This is a genomic window from Blastococcus jejuensis (assembly GCF_039534705.1).
In the GTDB taxonomy this organism is placed as follows: Bacteria; Actinomycetota; Actinomycetes; order Mycobacteriales; family Geodermatophilaceae; genus Blastococcus_B; species Blastococcus_B jejuensis.
In genome coordinates, this window is sequence record NZ_BAAAVV010000020.1 from 26,608 (window position 1) to 53,600 (window position 26,993).

At 73.1% G+C, this 26,993-nt stretch carries 28 protein-coding genes; 11 read left to right on the forward strand and 17 right to left on the reverse strand.

Annotated features, from left to right (window positions below):
• Nucleotides 1-50 precede the first annotated feature (50 nt).
• Nucleotides 51-677: a hypothetical protein gene (locus ABD644_RS21975; RefSeq protein ID WP_344691366.1), complete on the forward strand. Its 627-nt coding sequence runs from the start codon at nucleotides 51-53 to the stop codon at nucleotides 675-677.
• Nucleotides 678-682: 5 nt separating this feature from the next.
• On the opposite strand, the gene ABD644_RS21980 is transcribed toward ABD644_RS21975, so the two are convergent.
• A complete protein-coding gene (locus tag ABD644_RS21980) occupies nucleotides 683-1,129 on the reverse strand; it encodes a MarR family winged helix-turn-helix transcriptional regulator (protein ID WP_344691368.1) in 447 nt (148 codons plus the stop codon).
• Nucleotides 1,130-1,230: 101 nt separating this feature from the next.
• On the opposite strand from ABD644_RS21980, the gene ABD644_RS21985 reads away from it, so the two are divergent.
• The 4 genes from ABD644_RS21985 to ABD644_RS22000 all read left to right on the forward strand — a co-directional run bounded on the left by ABD644_RS21985 (nucleotide 1,231) and on the right by ABD644_RS22000 (nucleotide 4,011).
• Nucleotides 1,231-1,863, forward strand: coding sequence for an NADPH-dependent F420 reductase (locus ABD644_RS21985; RefSeq protein ID WP_344691370.1), 633 nt, complete (start codon nucleotides 1,231-1,233; stop codon nucleotides 1,861-1,863).
• A gap of 41 nt (nucleotides 1,864-1,904) precedes the next feature.
• Nucleotides 1,905-2,426 carry a VOC family protein gene (locus tag ABD644_RS21990; protein ID WP_344691372.1) on the forward strand — a complete coding sequence of 174 codons (522 nt, stop codon included), beginning with the start codon at nucleotides 1,905-1,907 and terminating at the stop codon, nucleotides 2,424-2,426.
• Nucleotides 2,423-3,577 (forward strand): alpha/beta hydrolase, encoded by a 1,155-nt coding sequence (locus ABD644_RS21995; RefSeq protein ID WP_344691374.1) that lies wholly within the window; start codon nucleotides 2,423-2,425, stop codon nucleotides 3,575-3,577. The genes ABD644_RS21990 and ABD644_RS21995 overlap by 4 nt, the downstream gene beginning before the upstream one ends.
• A 149-nt stretch (nucleotides 3,578-3,726) precedes the next feature.
• On the forward strand, nucleotides 3,727-4,011 hold the full coding sequence (locus ABD644_RS22000) for a DUF2510 domain-containing protein (protein ID WP_344691376.1): 285 nt from the start codon (nucleotides 3,727-3,729) through the stop codon (nucleotides 4,009-4,011).
• An 87-nt stretch (nucleotides 4,012-4,098) separates the two neighbouring features.
• Here ABD644_RS22000 and ABD644_RS22005 read toward each other — a convergent pair whose 3' ends face one another.
• The 3 genes from ABD644_RS22005 to ABD644_RS22015 all read right to left on the reverse strand — a co-directional run bounded on the left by ABD644_RS22005 (nucleotide 4,099) and on the right by ABD644_RS22015 (nucleotide 6,230).
• A complete protein-coding gene (locus ABD644_RS22005) occupies nucleotides 4,099-4,488 on the reverse strand; it encodes a DUF302 domain-containing protein (protein ID WP_344691378.1) in 390 nt (129 codons plus the stop codon).
• A 30-nt stretch (nucleotides 4,489-4,518) separates the two neighbouring features.
• Nucleotides 4,519-4,785: a metal-sensitive transcriptional regulator gene (locus ABD644_RS22010; RefSeq protein ID WP_344691380.1), complete on the reverse strand. Its 267-nt coding sequence runs from the start codon at nucleotides 4,783-4,785 to the stop codon at nucleotides 4,519-4,521.
• A 98-nt stretch (nucleotides 4,786-4,883) separates the two neighbouring features.
• Entirely contained in the window at nucleotides 4,884-6,230 is a 1,347-nt protein-coding gene (locus ABD644_RS22015; RefSeq protein WP_344691383.1) for an MBL fold metallo-hydrolase, read from the reverse strand.
• A gap of 186 nt (nucleotides 6,231-6,416) precedes the next feature.
• Between ABD644_RS22015 and ABD644_RS22020 the strand changes: the two genes are divergently transcribed.
• From ABD644_RS22020 to ABD644_RS22035, 4 genes are read left to right on the forward strand one after another with little or no spacing between them, the layout of a single operon-like run.
• A complete protein-coding gene (locus tag ABD644_RS22020; protein WP_344691385.1) occupies nucleotides 6,417-7,949 on the forward strand; it encodes a 4Fe-4S dicluster domain-containing protein in 1,533 nt (510 codons plus the stop codon).
• 10 nt (nucleotides 7,950-7,959) lie between these two features.
• The gene (locus ABD644_RS22025; RefSeq protein WP_344691388.1) at nucleotides 7,960-10,803 is read left to right on the forward strand and encodes a molybdopterin-dependent oxidoreductase; all 2,844 of its coding nucleotides are present in this window, start codon (nucleotides 7,960-7,962) and stop codon (nucleotides 10,801-10,803) included.
• Nucleotides 10,800-11,915: an Mrp/NBP35 family ATP-binding protein gene (locus tag ABD644_RS22030; RefSeq protein ID WP_344691390.1), complete on the forward strand. Its 1,116-nt coding sequence runs from the start codon at nucleotides 10,800-10,802 to the stop codon at nucleotides 11,913-11,915. The genes ABD644_RS22025 and ABD644_RS22030 overlap by 4 nt, the downstream gene beginning before the upstream one ends.
• Nucleotides 11,916-11,926: 11 nt before the next feature.
• Complete coding sequence (locus ABD644_RS22035) at nucleotides 11,927-12,079, forward strand: hypothetical protein (protein WP_344691392.1); 153 nt, start codon at nucleotides 11,927-11,929, stop codon at nucleotides 12,077-12,079.
• Between the two features lie 13 nt (nucleotides 12,080-12,092).
• On the opposite strand, the gene ABD644_RS22040 is transcribed toward ABD644_RS22035, so the two are convergent.
• The 13 genes from ABD644_RS22040 to ABD644_RS22100 all read right to left on the reverse strand — a co-directional run bounded on the left by ABD644_RS22040 (nucleotide 12,093) and on the right by ABD644_RS22100 (nucleotide 23,658).
• On the reverse strand, nucleotides 12,093-12,632 hold the full coding sequence (locus ABD644_RS22040; RefSeq protein ID WP_344691394.1) for a hypothetical protein: 540 nt from the start codon (nucleotides 12,630-12,632) through the stop codon (nucleotides 12,093-12,095).
• A gap of 152 nt (nucleotides 12,633-12,784) precedes the next feature.
• Nucleotides 12,785-13,576 (reverse strand): GntR family transcriptional regulator, encoded by a 792-nt coding sequence (locus ABD644_RS22045; RefSeq protein ID WP_344691396.1) that lies wholly within the window; start codon nucleotides 13,574-13,576, stop codon nucleotides 12,785-12,787.
• 28 nt (nucleotides 13,577-13,604) lie between these two features.
• Complete coding sequence (locus ABD644_RS22050; RefSeq protein ID WP_344691398.1) at nucleotides 13,605-14,204, reverse strand: rhodanese-like domain-containing protein; 600 nt, start codon at nucleotides 14,202-14,204, stop codon at nucleotides 13,605-13,607.
• 71 nt (nucleotides 14,205-14,275) lie between these two features.
• On the reverse strand, nucleotides 14,276-15,871 hold the full coding sequence (locus tag ABD644_RS22055; RefSeq protein ID WP_344691400.1) for a SulP family inorganic anion transporter: 1,596 nt from the start codon (nucleotides 15,869-15,871) through the stop codon (nucleotides 14,276-14,278).
• A gap of 124 nt (nucleotides 15,872-15,995) precedes the next feature.
• Nucleotides 15,996-16,850 carry a sulfite exporter TauE/SafE family protein gene (locus ABD644_RS22060; RefSeq protein WP_344691402.1) on the reverse strand — a complete coding sequence of 285 codons (855 nt, stop codon included), beginning with the start codon at nucleotides 16,848-16,850 and terminating at the stop codon, nucleotides 15,996-15,998.
• Nucleotides 16,851-16,854: 4 nt separating this feature from the next.
• A complete protein-coding gene (locus ABD644_RS22065) occupies nucleotides 16,855-17,445 on the reverse strand; it encodes a rhodanese-like domain-containing protein (protein WP_344691404.1) in 591 nt (196 codons plus the stop codon).
• A complete protein-coding gene (locus ABD644_RS22070; RefSeq protein WP_344691406.1) occupies nucleotides 17,442-18,824 on the reverse strand; it encodes an MBL fold metallo-hydrolase in 1,383 nt (460 codons plus the stop codon). The genes ABD644_RS22065 and ABD644_RS22070 overlap by 4 nt, the downstream gene beginning before the upstream one ends.
• A gap of 11 nt (nucleotides 18,825-18,835) precedes the next feature.
• Nucleotides 18,836-19,147 carry a rhodanese-like domain-containing protein gene (locus tag ABD644_RS22075; protein WP_344691408.1) on the reverse strand — a complete coding sequence of 104 codons (312 nt, stop codon included), beginning with the start codon at nucleotides 19,145-19,147 and terminating at the stop codon, nucleotides 18,836-18,838.
• 211 nt (nucleotides 19,148-19,358) lie between these two features.
• On the reverse strand, nucleotides 19,359-20,465 hold the full coding sequence (bar, locus tag ABD644_RS22080) for a barbiturase (protein ID WP_344691410.1): 1,107 nt from the start codon (nucleotides 20,463-20,465) through the stop codon (nucleotides 19,359-19,361).
• A gap of 34 nt (nucleotides 20,466-20,499) precedes the next feature.
• Nucleotides 20,500-21,450, reverse strand: coding sequence for a carbamate kinase (locus tag ABD644_RS22085; RefSeq protein WP_344691412.1), 951 nt, complete (start codon nucleotides 21,448-21,450; stop codon nucleotides 20,500-20,502).
• 60 nt (nucleotides 21,451-21,510) lie between these two features.
• Nucleotides 21,511-22,215 (reverse strand): hypothetical protein, encoded by a 705-nt coding sequence (locus ABD644_RS22090; RefSeq protein WP_344691414.1) that lies wholly within the window; start codon nucleotides 22,213-22,215, stop codon nucleotides 21,511-21,513.
• Nucleotides 22,216-22,330: 115 nt separating this feature from the next.
• Nucleotides 22,331-22,864, reverse strand: coding sequence for a GNAT family N-acetyltransferase (locus tag ABD644_RS22095; protein ID WP_344691417.1), 534 nt, complete (start codon nucleotides 22,862-22,864; stop codon nucleotides 22,331-22,333).
• Nucleotides 22,861-23,658, reverse strand: a complete 798-nt coding sequence (locus ABD644_RS22100) for a PHP domain-containing protein (protein WP_344691419.1) — start codon at nucleotides 23,656-23,658, stop codon at nucleotides 22,861-22,863. The genes ABD644_RS22095 and ABD644_RS22100 overlap by 4 nt, the downstream gene beginning before the upstream one ends.
• 115 nt (nucleotides 23,659-23,773) lie before the next feature.
• On the opposite strand from ABD644_RS22100, the gene ABD644_RS22105 reads away from it, so the two are divergent.
• Both ABD644_RS22105 and ABD644_RS22110 read left to right on the forward strand, forming a co-directional pair.
• Nucleotides 23,774-26,008, forward strand: coding sequence for a RecQ family ATP-dependent DNA helicase (locus ABD644_RS22105; protein ID WP_344691421.1), 2,235 nt, complete (start codon nucleotides 23,774-23,776; stop codon nucleotides 26,006-26,008).
• 173 nt (nucleotides 26,009-26,181) lie between these two features.
• On the forward strand, nucleotides 26,182-26,811 hold the full coding sequence (locus tag ABD644_RS22110) for an alpha-ketoglutarate-dependent dioxygenase AlkB (protein ID WP_344691423.1): 630 nt from the start codon (nucleotides 26,182-26,184) through the stop codon (nucleotides 26,809-26,811).
• Nucleotides 26,812-26,993 lie beyond the last annotated feature (182 nt).

A 26,993-nucleotide genomic window follows, 5' to 3' on the forward strand; every position in this document is an offset into this window, starting at 1 on the left:
TGTGCAGATCTGGCTTGCCGCTGGGCGCCCCGGCCGACAAGCTCCGCCCCATGTGGACCGCGTACGGGCACGACGGAGACGACCCGGAGGAGTTCCACCGACGGATGAGCGCGCCGGAGAACGAGATCCCGGTCGCGCTGCCGCAGAACGTCGTGCTCGGCCGGACGGACGACGCCGTGATCGCACTCCAGCGGCTGAGCGTCTACACGACGGGGATCGCGTTCGACCTCGTCGTCCGCCTTCGTCCCGACGCGGCCCGGGCGGACGGCCGAGACCTGAACGAGCTCATCTGGCACGGCGGGCCCGGGGGTGGCCGGTTCCTGCTCGGGGTGGAGTTCGCCGACGGCCGCCGGGCGAGCAACGCATCCGGACGGCACGGGCCCGGCGAGGGCGAGGACGTAGTGTTCGTCAGTGGGGGTGGCTCGGGCGGGCAGGCGTCGGTCGAGCAGTCGTGGTGGCTGCACCCGCTGCCGCCGGACGGGCCGTTGCGGATCGTGGTCCGCTGCCCGGATCTGGGCATCTCCGAGCGCAGCGTCGTCCTGGACGGCGCGGCGATCCGGGCGGCAGTCGACGACGTCGTCGTGCTCTGGCCGTGGGCGCCCCCACCCGAGATGGACCAGCGGGAGCCCCCCGCACCGCCGGACCTACCGGCCGACAGCTGGTTCGCCGGCTCCTGACGTCGTCAGGAGCCGGCGCGCAGCCGGTCGAGCAGACCGTCGAGCAGGCTGAGCTCCTTCGCGCTGAAGCCGTCGAACACCGTGCGCAGGTTGGCGGCGTGGGCCTCCGCGGCCTCATCGAGCCTCGCGCGTCCGGCATCGGTGATCGCGGCGTAGGAGACCCGGCGGTCGGTCCGGCAGGGCATGCGCTCGACCAGCCCGGCTGCCTCCATGCGGTCGACCAGTCGCGTCACCCCGCCGGTCGTCAGCGTCACCTGCTCGGCGAGGGCCCCCATCGTCAGCTGGCCGTCGTCCGAGCGGGACAGCCGGACGAGCACCTCGAACCACGCGTGCGGCAGCCCGAACCGTGCCTCCAGATCGGCCCCGAGGCGGCGCTCCAGACGGCTCTGCACCTCGACCATGCGGCCGAACGTGCTGATGAGTGCGTCGTCGCTCGAGGAGATGGGGGTCACGGGAGAAAGTTACTGCGTCAGTAGTTGACAGCGCAACTATCTGGACCTAACGTCTGCTGCGTGCTCAATATCTGAGCCGTCAACTATCTGAGGGGATCGAGATGCGCATCGCAGTCATCGGGGCCGGCAACGTGGGTGGCGGCTTCAGCCGGGCCGCCGTCGCGGCAGGGCACGACGTCGTCATCAGTGCCGCCCACCCGGAGAAGGCCCGGGCCGTCGCGGCCGAGGTCGGCGCGCAGGCCGCCGACAGCAACACCGAGGCCGTCCAGGGCGCGCAGGTCGTCGTCCTCGCCGTGCCCGGCACCGAGGCGCCGGCCGTCACCGCCGAGATCGCCCCGGCCCTGTCCGGCGCCGTCGTCGTCGACGCCACCAACCCGCTCAACGCGAGCTTCGACGGCCTCGCGATCGACGGCCTCTCCGGTGCCGCCGCCGTGCAGCTGGCCGCCGGCAGCACCCCGGTCGTCAAGGCGTTCAACACCGTCTTCGCCGGCCGCTACGGCAACCCCGCTGAGCAGGGCGCCCCGCTCGCCGTCCTGGTCGCCGGGGACGACGCGACCGCCCGCGGCACCGTCGCGCAGCTCGCCACCTCGCTCGGCTTCGCCCCCGTCGAGGCGCCCAGCCTCCGCTTCGCCCGCACCCTCGAGGAGGTCGCCTTCCTCAACATCGCGCTGAACGCGGGCAACGGTTGGGTGTGGCAGAGCCACTTCCAGCTGGTCGGCCCCACCGCCGCCTGATCGCCGCGGGAAGCTCCCGAGAGGACCGAGAGGACATCGCCATGACCATCGCAGCCGTCCGCCTCAACCACGCCGTGCTCTTCGTCTCCGACCTGGAGCGCTCGCTGCGCTTCTGGACCGAGGCGTTCGGCATGGAGATCGTCGCTCGGGAGCTCCGGGCCAACGCCGCCTTCCTCCGGCTGCCGCGCTCGGGCAACCACCACGACCTCGGCCTGTTCGGGATCGGGAAGGGTGCGGCCCCGCGGCAGCGGGGGACCGTCGGGCTCTACCACCTCGCGTGGCAGGTCGACACGATCGACGAGCTCGAGCACGCGCGCCTGACCCTCGCCGAACTGGGCGCCTTCACCGGCGAGTCCAGCCACGGCGCGACCAAGAGCGTCTACGGCATCGACCCCGACGGCAACGAGTTCGAGGTCATGTGGATGCTGCCCCGCGAGGCCTGGGGCGAGTACGAGAACGCGGCGCCGGTCGACCGGCTCGACCTCGGTGCCGAGGTCAGCCGCTGGTCCGGCGTCGGCACGGCGGGGCGGCTGGTGCCCGGCTCGGTGGAGGCGACGGCATGACGACGGCGACCGCCTTCACCGCACCCGTCGTCGTCACCGCCGGGAGCACCGACCCCCGGGCACCGCTCGCCGTGCTGCTGCACGGCCGCGGTGCCGACGAGGCCGCCATCATCGGCCTGGCCGACCACCTGCCCGGCGGCGTCGCCTACGCCGCGGTGCGGGCGCCGATCGGCGAGGGCGGCGGCTACGCCTGGTTCGCCAACCAGGGCATCGGCCGGCCGGTCGAGGCGTCGCTGCGCGCCACCATGGACTGGTTCCGCGGCTGGCTCGACGGTGTCGCACCCGCCGGCCGCCCGGTGGTGCTGATCGGCTTCAGCGGCGGTGCCGCGTTCGCCGGCGGCCTGCTGCTCGACGACCCGTCCCGCTACGCCGGCGCCGCGATCCTCTCCGGCACCCTGCCGTTCGACGCCGGGCTGCCGGTGACGCCCGGCCGGCTCGTCGGCGTCCCGGTGTTCGTGGCCCAGGGCGAGCAGGACGTGGTCATCCCGCGCGAGCTGCTCGACCGCACCTGGAACTACCTGCACGACGAGTCCGGGGCGCCCACCACCGGCCGCCGCGACCCCGTCGGGCACGCCATCACGGCCGGCGCCGTCGGCGAGCTGGCCGCGTGGCTGCAGGACCGGCTGTCGTTCCTGGCGCACCACGGGCCGGCGGCACCCGGTCCGACGTCCTGGTCGCGCCTCCCCGGAGGGGCGCTGCGCGAGCGGCGAGGTCCCCGGCCGGCGATCAGCCACTCCATCCCGCAGCAGCAGATCTCCGACAACGCGCCGGTCGAGCTGCAGGAGCGGCTGTTCGCTTCCGCGACCGCGCTGGCCGGGGTCACCAGCGGACCGTCGGCCATCTCCGTGCCCGGCGCCCGCGGCTTCGTCCTCGACCCGCCGCTGCGTGGCCCGGCCGACGCCTACCTGGTCCCGGCCGCCCGGGAGTTCGCGCACCTGCACCCCGGCTACGACGGCTCGCTGCACCTGGCGCTCCCGCCGGCGCTGGCCGCCGACGCGGTCCGCCAGGGCTGGGCGGTCCCGCACCCGTGGGCCGGCGTCCGGCTCTCGCCCGGCTTCGTGATGGTCTACGGCCCGAGGGACGACGACGAACTCGCCGTCGTCACCGCGATCGTCGAGACCAGTCACGCCTGGGCGACCGGCGCCGACTGACGGAGCGGTCGAGTGCGACGAACTCGTGGCCATCAACCGCTGATGGCCACGAGTTCGTCGCATTCGCGCAGTCAGAGGTCGGCCTGCGCTCCCCGTCGCGCGGCGTGGTGCTGGACGGGTGCGTCCTCGATCGGGCAGGGTGCCGCCCCGTGGTGCTGACCGCGGAGGAGTCGTCCTCGAACTCGTTGCTGTTCGTGCTGATCGCCGTGGGGGTCGTGCTCGTGCTGGCCGCCATCGGCCTCGCGGTCTGGCTGGCCAGGCGGAATCCCGCGCCGGCGCAGCCGGCTGCGTTCGGCGGCCCGTACGGCCAGCCCATGCCCCCGCGGCCCATGCCCCAGTCGCCCATGGCGCCGGGCTGGTACCCGGATCCCCAGCGCCAGGCACGGCTGCGGTGGTTCGACGGCGCCCAGTGGACGCCGAACACCCAGAACTGACCGGCGAGATCGGCGTAGTGGCCCTCTTGCAGCGCCTGACAGGGGCCAGTGTGCAGATCTGGTTCGGGCTCGGAACGGATCGGGCGGCTACCCGCTGAGCGAGGCCAGCGCGGCGGAGAGTCGGGTGCCGGCCTCGTTCGCGACGGGGCGCAGGTCCTCGCGCTCGGGGATGTCGACCATGGTCTGCGGGTCGAGCATCTCCACCACGCTGCCCTCGCCGTCGGCCCGCACCACCACGTTGCACGGCAGCAGCAGGCCGAGTGACCGGTCGACGCCGAGGGCCTGGAAGGCGAGGCCGGGGTTGCAGGCGCCGAGGATCGTGTAGTCCTCGATCTCCTCGCCCAGCTTCTGCTGCATGGTCGCGCGCATGTCGATCTCGGTGATGACGCCGAAGCCCTGCTCCTTGAGCGCCTCGCGGACGCGGGGGAGCGCCTGGTCGTAGGGCAGATCGAGCCGGACGCTGTCGAAGTACTTCACGAGGTCCTCCGCGTTCGGGGGCGAGACCGGTCAGGCCAGGGAGAGGAAGAGCTTCTCGAGGCGGGCGCGGTCGACCGAGTCGCCTGCCTGCCCCTGGGTGATGCACTGCTCGAGCCCGGTGGAGATGATCGCGAACCCCGCCTTGTCCAGCGCGCGGGAGACCGCGGCGAGCTGGGTGACGACGTCCTCGCAGTCACGCCCGGCCTCGAGCATCCGGATCACGCCGGCCAGCTGGCCCTCGGCGCGGCGCAGCCGCTTGACCACGTCCCCGACGACCTGTGTGTTCTCCAGCTGCATGACCCGTCCTCCCAGGCGCGACCCGCGCCGCGCACGACATCCAGGATACCCCGGTGGGTACCCGAGGGGTGCAGCGTCGCGCGCGGGGAGGGCATTCCTCAGCGGGTGATGCGCAGGCCGGCCTTCTCCGCGTTGGCGTAGTCGTCGTCGACGTGCACCACGTCGTGCCCGGCCCGGTCGAGCAGGCTGGCGGCGATCCCCGCCCGGTAGCCGCTGGCGCAGTGCACCCAGACAGTGCCCCCGGGGACGTCGTCGAGCCGGTCGGTCAGCTCGTCGATCGGGATGTGCGCCGAGCCGGCGATGTAGCCGTCCTTGCGCTCGTCGTGCCGGCGGACGTCGAGGATCTGCGCGCCCTCCTCCGCCGCCACCTGCTCGAAGTCCGCGCGGGGGTAGGAGCGCACCGGGATGCCCTCGGCCAGCGAATCCACCTCGCCGGTCGCCGCCCCGGCCGGGCGCTCGATGCCGATCCGGACGAGCTGGCGCTGGGCGTCGGCGACATCCTCGGGCGACTCGCCGATGAGCGTGATCGGGGCGCCCCAGGGCAGCAGCCAGCCCACGTAGGTGGAGAACTGCTGGCCGAACTCGATCGAGAGGGTGCCCGCGAGGTGCCGGCCCGCGTAGGCCGACCGGTCGCGCAGGTCGACGACCCACTCGCCGGCGCCGATCCGGGCCGCGAGCTCGACCGGGTCCACCGGCGTCGGCGGTGAGAGGTCGGGGGCGCCGGGACCCTGCTGGTTCAGCGGCCCCATGTGCACGTAGTAGGCCGGGTAGCCGGTGAGGCCCGCGACCAGCCGGTCGACGAAGGCCTGCTCGTCCTCCTCGAGGAGCGCGTCGTTCTGCTTGCGCTCTTCCCCGATGGTGCCCGAGCTGCCGCCGGTCGCCCCGCCGGAGGAGCAGAAGCTGCCGAACCCGTGCGTCGGGTAGAGCGGCGCCTCGTCGGGGAGCAGCTCGGCCAGCCGCCGCGCGGAGTGGAACTGCTTGCGGGTCAGGTCGTCGGTGCGGTCCGAGCCGAGCAGGTCGGTGCGCCCGACGCTGCCGTAGAGCAGGGACCCGCCGGAGAAGACCGCGGGCGGCTCGTCGCCGTGGCGGACGACGTAGGAGAGGTGGTTGTAGGTGTGCCCCGGGGTCTCGAGCACCTGCACGGTCATCGAGCCGGCCGTGAGCTCGTCGCCGTCGTTCACCCCGCGCCGCTCGAAGGCGACCTCGTCGCGGGCCGACGTCACGTACGTGGCGCCCGTGCGCTGCGCGAGCACCAGCCCGCCGGTGACGTAGTCGTTGTGCATGTGCGTCTCGAGCACCAGCGTCACGGGGACGCCGAGTCGCTCGAGCAGCGCTTCCACCCGGTCGACGTCGCGCTGCGGGTCGATGACGATCGCACAGGTGTCGTCGCTGACGACGTAGCTGCGGTCGCCCAGGTCGGGGGTCTCGATCACATCGACGCGCACGGTGCCTCCAGGGGCCGGCTCGGTCGGGGGATGTCCGGACATTAGGCCGGTGGGTCGACGCGGGCAAGTGATGCAATCGATCTCATCGATCCCTGTTTATTGTCCGGACAAGCCTTGCAGCCGGTGCCCGGGCCGCCGTAATGTCCGCACAACCGTGGCGACGCGGATCACGTTCAGGGGAGCCGGATGCAGTACGGGTTCGCGATCGACCAGCGCACGTGCATCGGGTGCCATGCGTGCACCGTCGCCTGCAAGACCGAGCACGAGGTGCCGGTCGGCCAGTTCCGCACCTGGCTCAAGTACGTGGAGAAGGGCGAGTTCCCGGCCACGACCCGCGAGTTCGGCGTCATGCGGTGCAACCACTGCACCGACGCCCCGTGCGTGAAGATCTGCCCGACCAAGGCGCTCTACAAGCGGGACGACGGCATCGTCGACTTCGACCGCGACCGGTGCATCGGCTGCAAGAGCTGCATGCAGGGCTGCCCGTACGACGCGATCTACATCGACGAGGACACCCACACCGCGGCCAAGTGCAACTTCTGCGCCCACCGGATCGACGACGACCTCGAGCCGGCCTGCGTGGTCGTCTGCCCCACCCACTCGATCTGGGTCGGCGACCTCGACGACCCGACTTCGGGCATCAGCCGGCTGATCAACGGCAACGCGACCAGCGTGCGCTCGCCGGAGCAGAACACCGGGCCGAACGTCTTCTACCTGGGCGCCGACCGCGCCGTGCTCGAACCGCTCGACGCCCCGGTCGACGACACCTACATCTGGTCGCACCCCGATGCGCACCGCCTCGAGGTCGCGCAGGACACCCGCGCCGACGCGGTCCGCGGGGCCCGCACGGTGTACAACACCGCCCACCCTCGCCCGTGGGGCTGGAAGGTCACCACGTACCTGTGGACCAAGGGCATCGCGGCCGGCGCGCTGCTGGTGGCGGCGCTCGCATTGATCACCGGTGTCGACCTCGGCATCCTCGGCACGGTGGTCGCGCCGGCCCTCGCCCTGGTCATGCTCGCCGCCACCGCGGGGCTGCTGATCTGGGACCTCAAGCGCCCCGAGCGCTTCCTCTACATCCTGCTGAAGCCGAATCCGACCTCCTGGTTGTTCCTGGGCGGGGTCGCCCTCGGCGTGGGTGCGCTCGTCGCCGGGCTGTGGTTCCTGGCCGGCGTCGCCACCGAGTTCGACCTGCTCGACCTCGGCCCGGCGCTCGACGTCCTGGCGTGGGTGGCGATCCCCGCCGCCGTCATGACCGCCGGCTACACGGCGTTCCTGTTCGGCCAGGCCGAGGGCCGCGACCTCTGGCAGTCCCCGGTCCTGTTCTGGCACCTGCAGGCTCAGGCGCTGATGGTCGGGGCCGGCGCGCTGGCCCTCGCGCTGCCGTTCACCGACACCGGGGCCGACGGCGCGGCGCTCGTCGTCCGCACCCTGGTGCTGGCCACCGCCGCGCACGTGCTGATCCTCGCCGTGGAGTACGGCGGCCGGCACGCCACCCGGCACGCGGCCGCCGCCGCGCACATGGTCACCTCCGGCCGGTACGCACCGCTGTTCCGGGCGTCGATCGGCCTGGCGGTCGTCGCCGCCGCCCTGGCGGTGCCGAGCTGGGACGGCGACCTGCTCGTCCTGGCGGCCGTCGCCGGACTGCTCGTCCAGGTCGTCCTGCTCGCGTACGAGAGCGTCTACGTGCGCGCCGGCCAGGACGTCCCCCTGTCGTGAAGGAGCCGGCGTGACCATCGAGGACGTCCGATCGCAGCAGGCTGCCCAGCCGGACCTGCCCGGCGCGCGCACGCACGAGAACCTGCACAACTTCCCGCACCCCGACCGGTGGGACTCCGTCGTCGTCAACGACGCCAAGGCCCACCCCCGCAAGGTGCCGCGCGAGTTCATGCTCGTGCCGACCACGTGCTTCAACTGCGAGTCGGCCTGCGGGCTGCTCGCCTACGTGGACAAGGAAGACCTCTCCATCAAGAAGGTGGAGGGCAACCCCGCCCACCCCGGCTCGCGCGGGCGCAACTGCGCCAAGGGACCGGCCACGATCAACCAGATCAACGACCCCGAGCGGATCCTGCACCCGCTCAAGCGGGTCGGGGCGCGGGGCGCGGGGCAGTGGGAGCAGGTCAGCTGGGACGCCGCGCTCGACGACATCGCCGGCCGCATCCGCACCGCCATCACCGAGGGCCGCCGCAACGAGGTCATGTACCACGTGGGCCGCCCGGGCGAGGACGGCTTCGCCGAGCGCTTCCTCATGGCCTGGGGCGTCGACGGGCACAACAGCCACACCAACATCTGCTCGTCGGGTGCCCGGTTCGGCCAGACGCTGTGGGGCGGGTTCGACCGGCCCTCGCCCGACTACGCGCACGCCAAGGTCATCCTGCTGCTCTCCAGCCACCTGGAGACCGGCCACTACTTCAACCCGCACGCCCAGCGGATCATGGAGGGCAAGCTCGACGGCGCGAAGCTGATCGTGGTCGACCCCCGGATGTCGAACACGGCCAGCCATGCCGACCTCTGGGTGGCGCCGTGGCCGGGCAGCGAGGCGGCGATCCTGCTGTCCATCGCCTCCTACCTGCTGCGCACGAAGCAGATCGACGCCGCCTACCTCGAGCGCTGGTTCAACTGGGACGTCTACCTGGAGAACGTCCACCCGGACGCCCCGCGCGACTTCGCCACCTTCCTCGAGCTGCTGACCGAGGACTACGCCCGCTACACCTTCGAGTTCGCGGCCGGCGAGGCCCAGATCCCGGTCGAGCGCATCGAGGAGATGGCGCGCCTGGTCGCCCAGTGCGACGGCCGGCTCTCGGCGCACGTCTGGCGCTCCGCGGCGGCCGGCAACTACGGCGGCTGGGCGGTGTCGCGGGCGCTGTGGTTCGTGCTGGCGCTGACCGGCAGCATCGGCACGAAGGGCGGGACGAGCCCCAACGGCTGGGACAAGTTCATCCCGCACGGGCCGAACATGCCGCCCGCCATCGACTCGTGGAACGAGCTGACCTGGCCGGCCGAGTACCCGATGTCGACCAACGAGATGTCGATCCTGCTGCCGCACTTCCTCAAGGACGGTCGGGGCAAGCTCGACGTCTACTTCAGCCGGGTCTACAACCCGATCTGGACCAACCCCGACGGCTTCACGTGGATGGAGGCGCTCACCGACGAGTCGATGGTCGGCCTGCACGTCGCGCTGACCCCGACCTGGAGCGAGACCGCCGAGTTCGCCGACTACGTGCTGCCGATGGGGCACTCGCTGGAGCGGCACGACACCCACTCCTACGAGACGCACGCCGGCAAGTGGCTCGGCTTCCGCCAGCCGGTCGCCCGCGTGGCCGCCGAGAAGATGGGCCGCCCGGTCGCCGACACCCGCGAGTCCAACCCCGGCGAGGTCTGGGAGGAGAACGAGTACTGGTTCGAGCTGTCGTGGCGGATCGACCCCGACGGCTCGCTCGGCATCCGGAAGTACTTCGAGTCGCCCTACCGCCCCGGCGAGAAGGTCACCGTCGACGAGTACTACCGGTGGATCTTCGAGAACCAGGTGCCCGGCCTGCCGGCGAAGGCCGAGGCGCTGGGCATGTCCCCGCTGCAGTACATGCGCAAGTTCGGCGTCGTCGAGGTGGCCTCGGACATCTACCGCGTCGACGAGCGGCCGCTCACCGACGTCGAGCTGGACGGCGCGGTCCCCGACGACGACGGCGTCCTGCGCAAGCCCGTGACCCTCGACTCCGCCCCGCCGCTGGTCGGCGAGGCGGGCGCGGTCGGGCTGGAGCACGCGGATGGCAGCCGCACCTTCGGCTGGCTCACGCCCTCGCGCAAGCTCGAGGTGTACAGCACGGCGATGCGCGACTGGGGCTGGGCCGAGTACGCGACCCCGACCTACATCGAGAGCCACGTCAGTCGCCGCCAGGTCGAGCCCGACCGTGGCGAGTTCGTCCTCGTGCCCACGTTCCGGCTGCCGACGCTGATCCACACCCGGTCGGGCAACGCCAAGTACCTCAACGAGCTGAGCAACACCCACCCGCTCTGGATGAACGGGCGCGACGCCGCCCGGGTCGGCGTGCGCACCGGCGACCTGGTCCGCGTCTCGACCCGGATCGGGCACTTCGTCGTCAAGGTGTGGGCCACCGAGGGCATCCGGCCCGGCGTCGTCGCGCTCTCGCACCACATGGGCCGCTGGCGGCTGCGCGACGGCGAGGGCAGCCGGTGGGTCACCGGCCTGGTCGACCTCGACCACGCCGACGGCGTGTGGACGATGCGGCAGAAGCAGGGGGTGAAGGCCTTCTCCTCCGCCGACAAGGACAGCGAGCGCATCTACTGGGACGACCCGGGTGTGCACCAGAACCTCACCTTCCCGGTGCAGCCCGACCCGTGGTCCGGGGCGCACTGCTGGCTGCAGAAGGTGACCCTGGAGCGCGCGCACCCCGGCGACCGGTACGCCGACGTCGTCGTCGACACGACGAAGTCGCGCGAGGTCTACGCCGAGTGGCTGGCCAAGACCCGGCCCGCGCTGGGCCCCGACGGGCAGCGGCGGCCGGAGTTCCTCATGCGGCCGGTCAAGCCCAAGCGCCGGGCGTTCCGGCGATGAGCCGGTTCCGCCGCGGGGCCGACCTCGACCTGGACCTGGCCGCGATCCGCGACGCGGTCGGCCGGGTGGAGGACCCGGAGATCCACCGGCCCATCGCCGACCTCGGCATGCTGGGGGAGGTCACGGCGCGCAACGGCGGCGTCCGCGTCGAGGTCCGACTGACGACGCCGACCTGCCCGCTCCGCGACGCCTTCGGGGTCGCCGTCACGGCCGCCGTCCACTCGGTCGCGCCGGGAGCCGTCGTCGAGGTCGTGTTCGGCGCTCTCGACGAGCGGGCCCGCCGCGACCTCTCGGCGCGGCTGCGCGGCCCGGAGCGCGGGATCCCGGTGCCCGCACCCCGCATCTACGCCGTCGCCAGCGGCAAGGGCGGCGTCGGCAAGTCGTCGGTGACGGCCAATCTCGCCGTCGCGCTGGCCGATCAGGGGCTCTCGGTCGGGCTGCTCGACGCCGACGTGTGGGGCTACTCGGTGCCGCACCTGTTCGGCACCCGCCGGGCACCGGTCGCACTGTCCGGGCTGATGTTCCCGGTGGAGGCGCACGGCGTCCGGCTGATGAGCACCGGTTTCCTGGTGCCCGAGGACGAGCCGGTCGTCTGGCGCGGGCCGATGCTGCACAAGGCACTCGAGCAGTTCCTCGCCGACGTGCACTGGGGCGATCTCGACGTCCTCCTCCTGGACCTGCCGCCCGGCACCGGCGACATCACGCTCTCCCTCCTCGAGCTCGTGCCCAGTGCCGCGCTGCTCGCCGTCACCACGCCGCAGCCGGCGGCCCGCGTCGTGGCCAGCCGGGTCGGGCGGATGGCGAAGGATGCCCGCATGCCGGTCGCCGGCGTCGTCGAGAACATGTCGGCGGCCGTGTGCGAGGCCTGCGGCCACGGGACGGCCCTGTTCGGCTCCGGCGGCGGGGCGCAGCTGGCCGGCGAGATGGGCGTGCCGCTGCTGGCGCAGGTGCCGCTGGACGCCGCGTTGCGCGAGGCCGGCGACGCGGGCGTGCCGGTCGTCCGGCGCGACCCGACGGCCGCCTCGGCGCAGGTGCTCCGGCAGCTCGCGGCCGATCTCCCCGTCGTGCGGCGCAGCCTCGTGGGTGTGCCGCTCCCGCTCAGCGTCGCCTGAGGAGGCCCTGCATGACCGAGCCGGAACGCCGGACGGAACGGTCCGACCCGTCGGACGGGACCGAGGAGATGACCGCCGCCGAGGAGGCCGGCCAGGTCGCCTACGGCGCGGAGGACGCCTCCGGCGAGACCGGGGCCACGGGAGCGGAATCGAGCTCGGGCTAGCGGGTCCGCACCGTCAGGGGCACGGACGCCAGTCGTCGCCCTCCCGAGCGAGCGGGATGGTCGTCGCGTCGTCCAGCCCGTCCGCCGTCGTGAACACGATGTCGATCTGGCCGGACTCGACTCCGTTGTGGTTGCGCACGTTGACGCCGGTCACGCGGTACCCGGTGAGCTCGCGCCCCGCGTAGTGCTCCTCCAGGTCCTCGGCGGTGACTGCTGCTCGGCTCTCGGCGCAGAGCAACGCGTGGGCGTCGACCCAGCGTTCGTCGACGAGGGCGTCGGCGTAGGCGGCAGTGCTCTCCTGGGCGGAGCCCAGGGAGCCGGTCAGGTCGCTGACGGCCCCGACGAGGAACCACACCAGGGCTCCACCGAGCGCGAGAGCGGCCCCGACGGGCAACCCGACGGTGAGCCACCGGCTGCGGCGGCGTCGCGGGGGCATCGCCGGGTGGTAGGGCGGCGACGGGTAGGCGTGCCACGCAGGCGCCTGCGGGGGCGACCACGGGCCGCCCTCGGGTCCGCTCGGCGGTCGGGGGACCTGCCCACCCGGTTCTGCCACGTCAGCACGTCCTTCTCGTAGGGTCCGATCGATCATCGGGCCGCGGTGGGTTTCGGAGGCGCCGCTGCGATGCGCATGGGTGCGGTTCTGGCGTCGCCACGACCGCAGGAATGCGCATCAGCGCGGGATCAGGTCAGGTACGCGGCATCAGGTCACGTGCGCGGAGGGTTCGCGGCCGCGAGGTCCATGCGGTACTCGGAGTAGCGCGACCAGTCGGCCGACACCGCGAACCGGTCGCCGCGCAGCCAGGTGACGCGCCATTCGAGGGGTTGCCCGTCGATGTCGGCGGTGCGCTCGATGCGCAGCGTGCCCACGTCGTCCGGCAGCTGGAGCAGCGCCCGGTCGCCGTCGTCGGGCACCCCGGCCGTGAGCAGTTCCCGCCCACCGGTCGGCCGGACGCCGCAGATCAGCTCGAGCTGGTCGTAGAGCGCAGCGTGGGTGAAGTCGACGCCGAGCAGTGGCCCGGCGATCGACATCGGCAGCCAGGCGCGGTCGACGGCGAGCGGTTCGTCGTCGGCCAGCCGCAGCCGGGCCAGGTGCAGCAGAGGCGTCGACTCCACCACCCCGAGCCGGTCGGCCGCGGCGGCGTCGGTCACCTCCGCCAGCGCGAGCACATGGCTGCGCTGCACCAGCCCCCGCGACTCGACCTCGCGGAACAGGCTGTACAGCGCGCCGAGCGGCTGCTCGATCAGGTGCTGGCGCACGCGGGTCGGCCGGCCGCGGCCGCTGTCGAGCAGCCCGCGTTCGCGCAGCCTGCGCAGCGCCTCGCGGACCGTGTGGCGGCTGACGTCGTACTCGCGGCAGAGCTCGTGCTCGCCGGGGAACTCGTCGGTGAACTCGTTCCGGTGCAGCCGCCGGTCCAGGTCGTCGACGAGTTGCGCCCACAACGGCTGCGACGAGCGTCGGTCCAGGAGGCCGCTGCGTGCTCCCTCGGCCGTCGTCATGCTCCGAGAAGGTAGTCGGTGCGAGCGGCTACGCGGCCAGCGCTGAGACCGCGAGCTCCACGTCGCGCCGGCTGCCGCGGTTGTAGGGCAGCTTCGACAGCATCGTCCCCATCATGCAGGTGTTGCTGAGCGCGGCGAACGTGAGGCCGGCGCCGATCGCGCCCGACATCCACTTGAGCCGGGGGATCCGCACGCTGCCCAGCACTCCGGCGAGCACGATCGACCCGGCCACCAGCCGTACCTGCCGCTCGAGCGCCCACCGGGGCTCCCCGTGCTCCACCTCGCCCGCGGCCTGCTGCCAGGCCACCATCCCGCCGTCCAGGACGTGGGCCTGCGGGTGACCGGCCTCGGTGAGCAGGCGCTGGGCCTGCTCGGCCCGCGACCCCAGCTGGCAGACGAGGACGACGGGGTCGGGGCAGCCGGACACCTCGTCGCGGTAGCGGGGGAGCTGGTCGAGCGGGACGTTCAGCGCCGAGGGGATCCGGCAGGTGAGGTACTCGCCGGCGGTCCGGACGTCGAGCAGCCGGACGCTGCCGGGATCGGCGCGCAGGTGGAACTGCAGCTCGGCGGGCGACACCCGGGGCGGCAGGGGGCGGCGGACGGTGTCCTGAACAGCGGTCGTGGCCACGGCGATCTCCTCCGAGATGTTCGGACAAGTCTCACCTCGTGACCTGGTTCACGCAAGGGAGGTCAGGACATTCATTCGTCGCGCACCTCGCGCCGCCGGTCCGCCACCCGCCGCTCCCCGGGATCCACCGCGTCGAACGCGTCACCGAGCGCGGTCCGCAGCACCCGCTGGGCCTGCGGCTGGCTGCCGGCGAGGACGACGGTCACGCCGGAGAGGTGCATGTCGGCCACCAGCGACCGCAGGGCCAGCGCGCCGGTGACGTCGAGCCGGCCCAGGCGTTCCAGGTGCAGGACGACGGTCTCGATACCCGGGTCGGCGGCCACCAGGGCGGCGGCGCGCTCCTCCAGGGCCGGCGCGGAACCGAAGTAGAGGACGCCCTGCGGCCGGACGTGCAGTGTGCTGCCCTCGCTCCACGTCTCGATCTCGATCCGCAGTTCCCGCCACAGGTGGACGCCGAGCGACAGCGCGACCCCCACCAGCACGCCGCGCTCCACGTGCGGTGCCGAGGCCACCGTGACGGCGAAGGTCAGCGCGGCGACGGCGAACTGCGGCTTGGACACCCGCCACAGCTCGGCGAACGGCCGGAGCCGGATCAGCGGGACGACGGCGGCGATGATCAGCCCGGCCAGTGCGGCCTGGGGGAGGCCGGAGAGCACCGACGCCACGGGCATGACCGCGAGGACGACCACCCCGGCGAGGACGCCGCTCCAGCGGGTGCGGGCCCCGGCGAGCCGGTTGAGGGACGAGCGGGAGAACGAGCCCCCGGCGGGATAGCCCTGGAACACCCCCGCCGCCACGTTGGCCAGGCCCTGGCCGACGAACTCGCGGTCGGGGTCCCAGGTCTCGCGGTCCTCGGACGCGTACTGCCGCGCGATGCTCGACGCCTCGGCGAAACCGACCAGGGCGATGACGACGCCGGCCAGCACCAGCGACGGCGTGGCCGACCAGGGCAGGTCCAGCGTCGGCGTCGGCAGGCCGCTGGGCACGTCGCCCACCTCGGTCACCGCGATCAGGCCCAGGCCGGTGAGCGCCAGAGCACCCACGAGACCCAGGAACGCGCCGGGGAAGCGGGGGCCGATCCGCCGTCCGCCCAGGACCAGGGCGACCATCACCAGCCCCAGGGCGATGGCGACGGGATCCCACTCGGCCGGCCGGCTGGCGGCGTCGACGGCCGCGGTGAACGGGCTGCCGGTGGCCGGCACGTCCAGCAGCGCCGGCACCTGCGAGAGCGCGATCAGCAGCGCCGCGCCGACGGTGAAGGCGGCCACCACCGGCTGGCTCATCAGGTAGGCGACGAATCCCCACCGCAGCAGGCCGATCAGGATGCGCGTCGCGCCGACGACCAGGGCCAGCACCGCGGCCAGGCCCACGAAGTCGCCGCTGTCGGCGTCGGCCACCGATGTCAGGGCACCGAAGGTCAGCAGGCTGGTCAGCGCGACGGGCCCGGTCTGCAGGTATCGCGAGGAGCCGACGAGCCCGCCGGCGATGGTGGCCACGACCGCCGTGTAGAGCCCGGTGACGACGGGCAGCCCGGCCAGCTTGGCGTAGGCCAGCGACTGCGGGACGAGGACCAGCGCGACCGTGACGGCGGCGATGACGTCACCGCGTTCGGGCGGCGTCAGGCGGCGGCGGCCCCGCCGACGTCCCGAGCCCACCGGACCTCCCACACGCCGGATCGTAGGGGGCGTTGTCCGTACATCCCCCGCCGAACGCGCGAGATCTGCACACTCGCCCCTGTCAGGACCCTGATGGGGGCGAGTGTCCAGATCTGGCGGTGTTGGCAGGGGCTGGTCAGGCGCGGGCGGCCCGCAGGGGGCAGCGGGGGACGAAGGCCGAGCACGTGCCCATGGCCACGCCCACCGCCGCGACGCCGGCCAGCGCGACCAGCCGGAGGTCGCCGGGCACCTGCTGCACCAGCACGAACGCGCCCATCGCCAGCACGAACCAGCCGAAGCCCCGCCGGAGCGACTCCGCCGGGATGCGCGCCACGAGCCGCGCCCCGAGCAGGCTGCCGACGACGGCGGCCGCGGTGACCACACCCGTCAGTGCCCAGTCGATCGGCACGGTGGCCAGGTACCCGGCCAGGCCGGCGAAGGACTTCATCGCGATGACCAGCAGCGAGGTGCCGATGGCCACGGCCATGGGCAGCCCGCCGAGCAGTGCCAGCGCCGGGACGACGAGGAAGCCGCCACCCGCCCCGACCAGGCCGGTGACCAGGCCCACGACCGCGCCGTCGAGCAGGACCCGTCCGATCGGCAGCTCCGTGTGTGCCGCGGAGGCGTCCACGGCCTTGCGGCCCCGGAGCATCGCGATCGCGGTGGCGACCATCATCACCGCGAACGCGCCCATCAGGAGCTGGCCGGGGAGATGGCCGCCGATCAACCCGCCGACGAGCGCGCCGCCCATGCCCGCGGCGCCGAAGATCAGCCCGGTCCGCCAGCGGACCCGGCCCGCCCGCGCGTGACCGAACACGCTCACCGCCGAGGTGACGCCGACGACGAGCAGTGACGTGGCGATCGCGGCCTTGGCGTCCAGCCCCGCGACGTACACCAGCAGCGGGACCATGAGGATCGAGCCCCCGCCGCCCAGCAGGCCCAGGGTGACGCCCACGACGACGGCGAGAACTGCGGTGACGGCGAGGAGCATCAGATCACTGCTTCCTGGTCAGCTGGTCCAGGGCCGAACCCGTCGCACGGGCGCCGCGCTGGTTCCAGGGCATCTTGGCCAGGGCCATGCCCATGGCGCAGGTGTTGGTCAGGGCGGCGAACATCAGCCCGCCGCCGACGAACATGGACAACCACTTGGCCTTGGGGGCGACGGTGCTGGCGGCGATCCCGGTGACGACGAGCGAGCCCGCAGCGAGGCGGACCTGCCGCTCGAGCTCCCAGGCCTGCCGGCCCCGGTTCAGGTCGCCCCCGGTGGCCTGCCAGTCGACGATGCCGCCGCTCAGCACCGTGCTGCGGCCGAGCCCGGCCCCGTGCAGGGCCTCCTGGGCCTGCCCGGCGCGCTGGCCGGAGCGGCACACGAGGACGACGTCGTGCTCGCTGAGCACCTCGCAGATGTCGTCGAGCTGGCCGCGCAGCTGGTCCAGCGGCACGTTGATCGCACCGGGGATGTGCCCGGCCTCGAACTCCACCGGCGTCCGGACGTCGATCAGGGTCGGGTCCGAGCTCGCCGTGTCCTCGAGGCGCTCCTGCAGCGAGGGGGCATCGACGGTGGACCGGACGGTGGTGCTGGTCATGCGGGCAGCTCCTGGAGGTTCGGGGTGATCAGGGGAAGGCCGGCCGGGCCGGCGTTGTCGAAGGAGTCGTCCACGGCCACGACGTCGCGACCGTGGGCGTCGAGCAGGGCGGCCACGACACCGGCGCGGTAGCCGCCGGCGCAGTGCACCCACACGCGGCCGGCCGGGACCTCGGCGATCCGGTCGAGCACCTCGTGGATCGGGATGTGCACCGAGCCGTCGATGAAGCGCTCGGCGCGCTCCTGGTTGCGGCGGACGTCGAGGACGACGGGCGGCTCCGGCTGGGTCAGCTCGCCGGCCAGGTCGGCGAAGGTCGCCTGCGGGAAGCGGGCGAGCTCGTCGTCGCCGGTCCAGTCCTCGGGCTTGCCCGTCGCCATGGCGGCCGGCCGGTCGATGCCCACGCGGACCAGCTCGCGCTGGGCCTCGGCGACGTCGTCGGCGGTCTCGCCGAGCAGGGTCACCGGGGTGCCCCACGGCATGAGCCAGGCGAGGTAGGTGACGAACTGGCCGTCCAGGCCGAAGTTCACCGTGCCGCCGACGTGGCCGGCCGCGAACGCCGTCCCGCTGCGCAGGTCGACGACCCACTCGCCGGCCTCGATGCGCCGGCGCAGCTCGGCCGGATCGGCCTGCTGGGGCAGGGACAGGTCCGGCGTGCCCGGGCCCGCGGAGTTCGACGGACCCATGTGCGCGTAGTACGCCGGGTAGGCGTCCAGGCCGGCGATCAGCTCGTCGACGTAGCGCGCCTCGTCGGTGGTGAGCGCCGGGTTGGCCAGCTTCTCCTGGCCGATCGTGCTCGCCGTACCGCCGGACTGGGTCGCCGAGCAGAAGCTGCCGAAACCGTGCGTCGGGTAGACGGCGGTCTCGTCGGGCAGCTCGGCCGCCAGGCGACGGGCCGAGTGCCACTGGGCGTGCGCCAGCGTCTGGGTGTGGTCGGGGCCGAGCAGGTCGGGGCGTCCGGTGGAGCCGAACAGCAGCGAGCCGCCGGTGAAGACGGCCACCGACTCGCCGTCGGCCTCGAGGGCGAACGAGAGATGGGTGTGCGTGTGACCCGGGGTGTGCAGGATCCGCACCCGCATCAGGTCGCCGACCTCGACGACGTCGCCGTCGCGGACGCCGGTCCGCTCGAAGGACACGTCGTCGTCGGCGTTGAGCAGGTACTGCGCGCCGACCGCGCGCGCGAGCTCGAGGCCGCCGGTCACGTAGTCGTTGTGGATGTGGCTCTCGAAGACGTGGGTGATGCGCACCCCGGCGGCCTCGGCGAGACCGAGGACGCGGTCGTAGTCGCGCTGCGGGTCGACGACGAGGGCCACCTCGCCGTCGTGGGCGAGGTAGGTCCGGTCACCCAGACCGGGGGTGTCGAGCGGAAGGACGGTGATCATGACGGGTCCTCTCAGGCGGCGGTGTCGACGGGCCGGCCGGACGCGATCCACTCGCCGGTGCCGCCGGCGACGCTGCGTGCGTCGATGCCCACACCACGCATCAGCAGGGTGGCCTGCGCGCTGCGCCCACCGGCCTGGCAGATGACGTAGACCGGCCGGTCCTTGGGCACCTCGGACAGGCGCACGGGGAGCAGGCTCAGCGGCAGGTTGATCGCGCCGGGCACGTGCCCGGGCCGGTACTCGCGCGCCTCGCGGACGTCGACGACGTAGGCGCCGTCCTGCAGGCGGTCGGCGAAGGCGTGCTGGTCGATCTCGGGAACCACGGGGACCTCCTGTGTTCGACTGGTCGTGGATACCCCTGGGGGTATGACTCGTCGAACCGTACCAGTTGTCCGGACATTCCCGGAGGCTCGGGGGCGCTGCTGATCCCTCCGAGGGAGTGACACCTGACACGACTGAGGGGAAGGTGCGGTCCGGACGGGTGTCCGGGCCGCACCTTCCCCTCAGGAAGCCCCGTGGCTGGGTGTCCGAGCCCTACGACGCGCGCACGATGGCGGCCACCGGGCCGCCGCCCGAGGGGCCCTGGTGCACCGCGGCCACGGACACGAACACGGCCGGGTCGCCGGTGACCGACGCCGTCACGCCGCCGACGCAGGCCTTGATCTGGCGGTGCCAGGAGACGTCGGAGTCGTCGAGCATCGCGTTGCGGCGGCCGCGCACCTTGCCGGTGGGGTCGGCCTCGCACTTGAGGAAGACGTTGACCAGCCGGTCGCCCAGGTCGGTGTGGTGCGGGCGCTCGGGCAGCTCGAGGCCGGCGTCGCGGATCGCGGCCCAGATGCCGTCCTGGTCGAGGGCGTCCTTCATGACCGAGTGGCCGACGCGGTAGTTGCCGCCGTGCCCGCGGGCGTTGCCGACGACGACGATCTGCGCCTGGTCGAGCTCGACGCCCGACGAGCAGGAGGCGACGGCGCTGTAGAGGGAGAGGTCACGCATGATCTGCTCCTGGGTCGGCATCTCGATCTCGCCCAGGGCCACCGCGATGCCCAGCGCCGTCGTGCCGTTGGAGATGTCCATCGAGCCGTGCGGCTCTTCCAGGATGGTGGTCTGGCCGCGCTCGTGGGCGTCGCGGATCGTGTCGATGGTCAGCAGCGGCGTCTTGGTCTGCACGTAGTGCACGTCGGCGGGGTCGCTGATCCCGGCGGCCTCCATGGCGCGCCGCACGCCCTCGGCCACCTTCTCCACCATCGCGACCCGGCCGATGTCCTCGGGCAGCAGCACCTCGCTCATCGCGAATCCCACGGTCAGCCGCGGCTCGTCGGTCTTCTCGACCGAGTCCTCGGGGAGCGTCGCGAAGATCGTCGCGTGCGGGCTGATCACGCCGTCGGTACCGCCGGACCAGACGATCGGGATCTGCTTGACCTCCTTGAGCGGACGCGAGCCCTTCTCCAGCAGCACCTCGCGGAACGCGCGGTCGGCGATGATCCGGGTGTAGTCGTTGATGCCGCCGTTGCCCTCGGTCTTGCCGATGACGGCGATGACGCGGTCGGCCTCCATGACGCCGTCGTCGATGAGCTTGGCCAGCTCGGAGGCGTCACTGACGTTGTGCAGTGGGACCTTGCGGACCTCGATCGGTGCGGGCACAGCGGTTCCTCTCGCGGGTGTGGCGGGCGGGTGGTCAGACGGTAAGGACGGTGCCGGCGTCGTCACCTGCGACGGCGTCGGCGATGTGCTCGAGGGAGGTGATGACGGCGCGGGACCCGCCACCCTCGACGAAGCGCAGGGCGGCGTCGACCTTGGGGCCCATGCTGCCGCGGGCGAACTGGCCGGCCGCGGCGTGCTCGCGCAGCTCGGCGACGGTCACCCGGCCCAGCGGGCGGGCCGCCGGCGTACCGAAGTCGATCATGACGTTCGGGACGTCGGTCGCGATGACGAGGGTGTCGGCATTCACTTCGCGGGCCAGGATCGCGGCGGTCAGGTCCTTGTCGATGACGGCCTCGACGCCGCGCAGCGCGTGCCCGTCCTGGCCGTCGTCGACCACCGGGATCCCGCCGCCGCCGGCGCAGACGACGACGAACCCGGCGTCGACCAGGGCGTGGATGGCGGGGGAGTCGACGACCGACAGCGGCTCCGGCGAGGCCACGGCGCGGCGCCAGCCCTTCTCGCCGCGGTCCTCCCAGATCTGGCCGTGCGCGATGAACCGCTCGGCCTCCTGCTCCGGGACGAATCGGCCCACGGGTTTCGACGGCTCGCGGAAGCCCGGGTCGTCGGCGTCGACCAGCGTGCGGGTGACCAGACCGGCTGTCCGCTGCGGGAGCCCGCGCAGCTCCAGAGCCGCATCGAGCTCGTCGGCGAGCGTGAAGGCGATGGTCGCCTGGGTCTGCGCCACGTTCCAGTCCAGCGGCACCGGCGGGACGACGTGGGCGGCCATCTCGTTCTTGACCAGCAGGTTGCCCACCTGCGGTCCGTTGCCGTGCGTGAGGACGACGTCGACGCCCGAGGCGACGACGTCGGCGATGTGACCCGAGGCGACGGCGATCGCGTCCCGCTGAGCGCCGGGCGTCGCCGACCCGTCGGGGCCGGTCATGGCGTTGCCGCCGAGAGCGATCACGACGCGGGAGGAGGTCACCCCGGCCACCCTAGCGGGATTTCTCTTAGCGGTGAAGTACCCGGATCGGCACGACGATCGTCAGCGGAGAGTCGCGGTGGTGGCGATGCCCGATCCGCGCCCACCGCCCGATGCGGCCGCTCTGCCGACCTGGTCGGGCCGGCGGACGATCATGGCGCCCGCCAGGGTCACGAACCAGACGATCCACACCAGCGTTGCGTGGTCTGCGGCCCCCGAACCTGCCAGCGGGACGCTGACCGCGAGGACGACGGCCGTCGCCAGTCCCGCCCACCCGAGCCACGACGGCAGGGCACGGTCGTTCAGGACCGAGATGCCGACACCCGCCGCGTGGACGGCGAGAAGCAGGAGGCTCAGGAAGAAGGCGAAGTTCCGCACGTCGTTGACCACGATCACCGTGCCGAGGTCGGCGCCGCGCTGGGCCCCGTACAGCGCCGCTCCTCCTGCGGCGAGGCCCGGCGCCAGGCTCAGCACCACGTAGCCCGTCCCCGCCGCGAAGGCGGTCTGCGCGGCCCACGAACCGACCTCGGTCCGACGGCCGACGGCACGTGCCAGGAACACCATGACCGGCAGCAGGAGCAGGAACCCGAGGGCTTCGACGTAGCCGCCGGCGAGCACGCGCGCCAGCGAACTGTCCACGAACTCGGTGGTGACCGCCGCGGCGTCGTCCCCGAGTCGAGGAGAGCTCTGCTGGCTGATCCCCACCAGGATCAGGCCCACGTGCCCCAGGGCCAGAGCCCCTGCTACCCGCCACGTCGTCCTGGACATCTGGCCCTCCTTCGATGACCGGTCGATCCGGTCACCGGAAACCGTGCCGCCGCGCCGCCGTGCCGTCGTGAGGCGCCTTCCCGCCCCAGCCGGGACGTTCTCCCGAGCAGCCGGGTCAGCGCGGCTCGGTCGGCGGACCGTCGTCGCCGAGCGGGCGCTGGACCCACGCCACGTCGTGCCAGCCGCCGTGCTTCCACCCGATCCGCCGCTGCACGCCGATCGGCTCGAACCCCATCGCCCGGTGCAGCCCCTCGCTCGCCGGGTTGGGCAGCGTCATGCCGGCGACCAGCCGCCGGTACCCGCGGGCGGCCAGCCGGTCGAACAGCGCGGTGTAGAGGGCCCGTCCCGCGCCACCGCGTCGCCGTCCCTGTTCGAGGTAGACGCTGACCTCGCACGCCCACCGGTAGGCCGCCCGCTCCTTGACCGGGGCGGCGTAGGCGTAGCCGACGACCCGGCCGCCACCCCGGGCCGCGTCGTCCTCGAGGACCAGCCAGGCGTGCCGCTCCTGCGCCGCGACGATCCGCCGGGCCATGTCCGCCGCCGTCGGCGGCTCGTCCTCGAAGGTGATGACCGTGTCGGTGACGTAGGGCCGGTAGATGGCTGCGCAGGCCGCGCCGTCGTCGGGCCCGGCGTTCCGGACGGCCGTCACCGGCGCCAGAAGTCGAACCGGTCGCGTCCGGGGCGGAACCCGGCCGCCTCGACGACGTCGACGGCGAGGTCGAACTTCTGCCCGATCGCCGTCGGGGCGTGGGCGTCGCTGCCGAAGCTGACCGCCTCGCCGCCCTCCTCGTAGAACCAGCGCACCTGGTCGACCGAGGCGAGTGGGCTGGTGGTGTTCACCTCGAGCGCGCGGCCGGTGGACGCCAGGGCCCGGAACACCCCCCGGTACTCCTCCTCGTAGTCCTTCTCCACGTACCGGTCGTGCCCGCCGGGCCAGTAGCGGCGCGGGAAGTCGACGTGGGCGAGCACCTGGAACACGTCGCTCTCCTCGATCATCTCGACGAGCTCGCCGAGATAGCGGCGCATCGTGGTGTCGGGATCGGTGTAGAGGACCCGGCCGACGCCGACCAGGTGGCCGTCGAGGTCGAGCGAGTGCAGCGAGCCGAGGACGCGGTCGACGGGGGAGTCGCGCAGGTGCGCCGCGACGCTGGCGGCGAACAGGTGCGGCTCCCCGGTCTCGACCCCGGACCAGATGCGCAGCTCCGGGAACCGCTCGCGCACCTCGGTCAGCTCGGCGAAGTAGCCCTCGACGTTGATCGGCAACTGGTGCGCGGGGTGCCGGCCCAGCAGGCCGTCGGTGGTCGCCCGGTCGTTGTCCAGCCAGTCGGTGAAGTCCAGGTGCTCGGTGAACGCGATCGCCGGCAGGCCCAGCGACACCGCGCGCTCGCACGCCCGACGCATGGTCGAGGAGGTCGGGGTGTCCCAGGACCACCCGGTGTGCACGTGATTGTCCGGTGGCCTGCTGTCCGGTGGTCGCATCGCCTGTGGATTCTCCCCCTCCGTCCCCAGCTCTCGCTCGGGGGCACCTTCTGTCGGACGCGCTGCCTACTGTCGTCGCATGAGCACCGCAGCGCCGCCGTCCGAGCTCGCCCGCTCCGTGAGCACCGAGGCGCTGGAGATCCTGCGCGAACTCACCGGCCGGCCCGACGCGGTGTTCCGGGAAGGGCAGGACGCCGCCGTGGCCGCGCTGGTCGAGCGCTCGGAGCGCGCGCTGGTCGTGCAGCGCACCGGCTGGGGCAAGTCGGCCGTCTACTTCGTGTCCACCGCGTTGCTGCGCCGCCGCGGTGCCGGCCCCACGCTGCTGGTGAGCCCCTTGCTCGCCCTGATGCGCGACCAGGTGGCCGCCGCGGCGCGGGCCGGCATCCGCGCCGTCGAGATATCCAGCGCGAACATGACCGAGTGGGACGACATCGCCGCGCGCCTGGCCGCTGACGACGTCGACGTCCTGCTCGTCTCGCCGGAACGGCTGACCAACCCCCGCTTCCGGGAGGAGCAGCTCCCCGGGCTCGTGGCCCGCTGCGGGCTGGTCGTGGTCGACGAGGCGCACTGCGTCTCCGACTGGGGGCACGACTTCCGGCCCGACTACCGGCGCATCCGCGACCTGCTGGGCACGCTGCCGGCCGGGACGCCGGTCCTCGCGACGACCGCGACGGCGAACGAGCGGGTGGTCGCCGATGTCGCGGAGCAGCTCGGCGCCGGCGGCGTGGGTGTGACGACCGTCCGCGGCCCCCTCTCGCGCGACTCCCTGCGGCTGGGCGTGCTCCGGCTGCCGTCCGACCGCGCCCGCCTGGCCTGGCTCGCCAGTCATCTCGGCGACCTCCCGGGCAGCGGGATCGTCTACACGCTGACGGTCGCCGCCGCGGAGGAGACGGCGTCGCTGCTGCGCGATGCCGGGCACGAGGTGCGCGCCTACACCGGCCGCCTCGACGACGCCGACCGCAAGGACGCCGAGGAGGCGCTGCGCTCGAACGCGGTGAAGGCCCTGGTCGCCACCTCCGCCCTCGGCATGGGCTTCGACAAGCCCGACCTCGGCTTCGTCGTCCACCTCGGGGCGCCGTCGTCCCCGGTCAGCTACTACCAGCAGGTGGGCCGTGCGGGGCGGGCCGTCGAGCACGCCGACGTGTTGCTGCTGCCCGGCCCGGAGGACCTCGCGATCTGGCAGTGGTTCGCGACGTCGTCCATGCCACGGGAGGACCACGCGGCCGCGGTCCTGGGCGCGATGGCCGACGGCAAGGCCTGGTCGGTCGCGCGGCTGGAGACGGTGGCCGACGTGCGACGTTCCCGGCTCGAGCTCCTGCTCAAGGTTCTCGCCGTCGACGGCGCGGTGGAGCGCGTGCAGGGCGGCTGGCGGTCGACCGGGCAGCCGTGGGTCTACGACGCCGACCGGTACGCCCGCGTGACCCGCACCCGGGAGGCCGAGCAGCGGGCGATGATCGCCTACGCCCGGCCGGTCGACGAGGCGTCCTGCCGCATGGCGTTCCTGCAGGAGGCCCTCGACGACCCCACCGCGGCCCCCTGCGGCCGGTGCGACGTCTGTGCCGGGGCCTGGTACTCCGCCGAGGTTCCCGAGGCCGCAGCCCAGGCCGCGTCGGCGGCGCTGGACCGCCCCGGCGTCGAGCTCGCGCCGCGGGCGCAGTGGCCCACCGGCGCCGACCGGCTCGGCGTCGAGGTCAAGGGAAAGATCGCGCCCGGCGACCAGCTGGAGCCCGGCCGGGCCGTCGCCCGACTGACCGACCTCGGCTGGGGTCAGCGGTTGCGCACGCTCCTGGGTGACGACGGCGTCGGCGGCACGGTGACCCTGGACCACGAGGCGCCCGGCATCGAGGAGGACCCGGACGCCGCCTTCGACGTCCCGGTCCAGCGCTCGGTGTCCGACGTGCCGCCGGACGACGACCTCCTCCGTGCGTGCGCGCGCGTGCTCGGGGCGTGGGACTGGGCGGAGCGGCCGGCCGCGGTCGTCGCGGTCCCGTCACGCCGCCGCCCCCAGCTGGTGACGGGCCTGGCACAGGGGCTGGCCCGGCTGGGGCGGCTGCCCTACCTCGGCGAGATGTCCCTCGCGCACGGCGGGCCGACCGGCGGCCCGGGCGGCAACAGCGCCTTCCGCCTGGCCGCCGTCTGGCAACGCATCGTGGTGGGCGAGGAGCTGCGGGAGCGGCTGGCATCGGTCGACGGCCCGGTCCTGCTCGTCGACGACCTGGCTGACTCGCGCTGGACCATGACCGTGGCCGGGAGGGAGCTGCGCCGGGCAGGTGCGACGGCCGTCCTGCCGTTCGCGCTCGCTCTCACTGCGTAGGGCACGCCCCTCCGCCCGGGCGGGGCCTGTCCACAGGGTTTCGCACACATGTGCGAAACCTTCAGTCGAGCCGGGTCGCTCGCCCACGGCCGGGCGACCGCAGGTCCCGGTCGAAGGCGTGAACCCGTCTCCCATTCGCACATGTGTACGAAACCGGAGTAGCGTGCAGCGCCATGGCGCTCGCACACCAACCCTCGATGTGGGATCTCGCCGAGGAGGCGACGCTCACGCCCCTGGCCGGGCGGGTGGTCCGGCACGACCTCGGTCGGGGCGCGTGGGTGGACCACCTGCCGGGATGGGTCTCCGGCTCGGACGCCGTCCTCGAGGTGCTGCTCGGCGACATCGGCTGGCGCGCGGACCGCCGGCAGATGTACGAGCGGGAGGTCGCCGTCCCGCGGCTGCTCCGGTGGTACGGCGGCGACGAGGATCTGCCCCACCCGCTGCTGGCCGACGCCCGCGCATCGCTGAACCGCCACTACGGGGCCGAACTCGGCGAGCGTTTCGTCTCCGCCGGAATGTGCCTGTACCGGGACGGCCGCGACAGCGTCGCCTGGCACGGTGACCGGATCGGCCGCGGCCGGACCGCCGACACGATGGTCGCGATCGTCTCGTTCGGCTCCCCCCGGCCGCTGATGCTGCGCCCGGTCGGTGGCGGGGAGAGCCGGCGGTACCCGCTCGGACACGGCGACCTCGTGGTCATGGGCGGCTCGTGCCAGCGCACGTGGGAGCACTGCATCCCCAAGACGACGAAGCCGGTGGGGCCCCGGGTCAGCGTCCAGTTCCGCCCGCACGGCGTGGCCTGAGGAAGGACCTCGCCACCCCCCTGCAGGGGCCCTCGGAGGTCGTGTACTGTTCCTCCTGCGCCGCGCGGCCCGTGAGGGCCGCCGGACCAGCCCTCCTGTGTGGGGCAGCTGGAAACCGGCGTAGAGTTGGACATCCAGCCACGAGGGAAGCCCGTAAGGGTGTGTTTCGTGCGCGTCCGCTC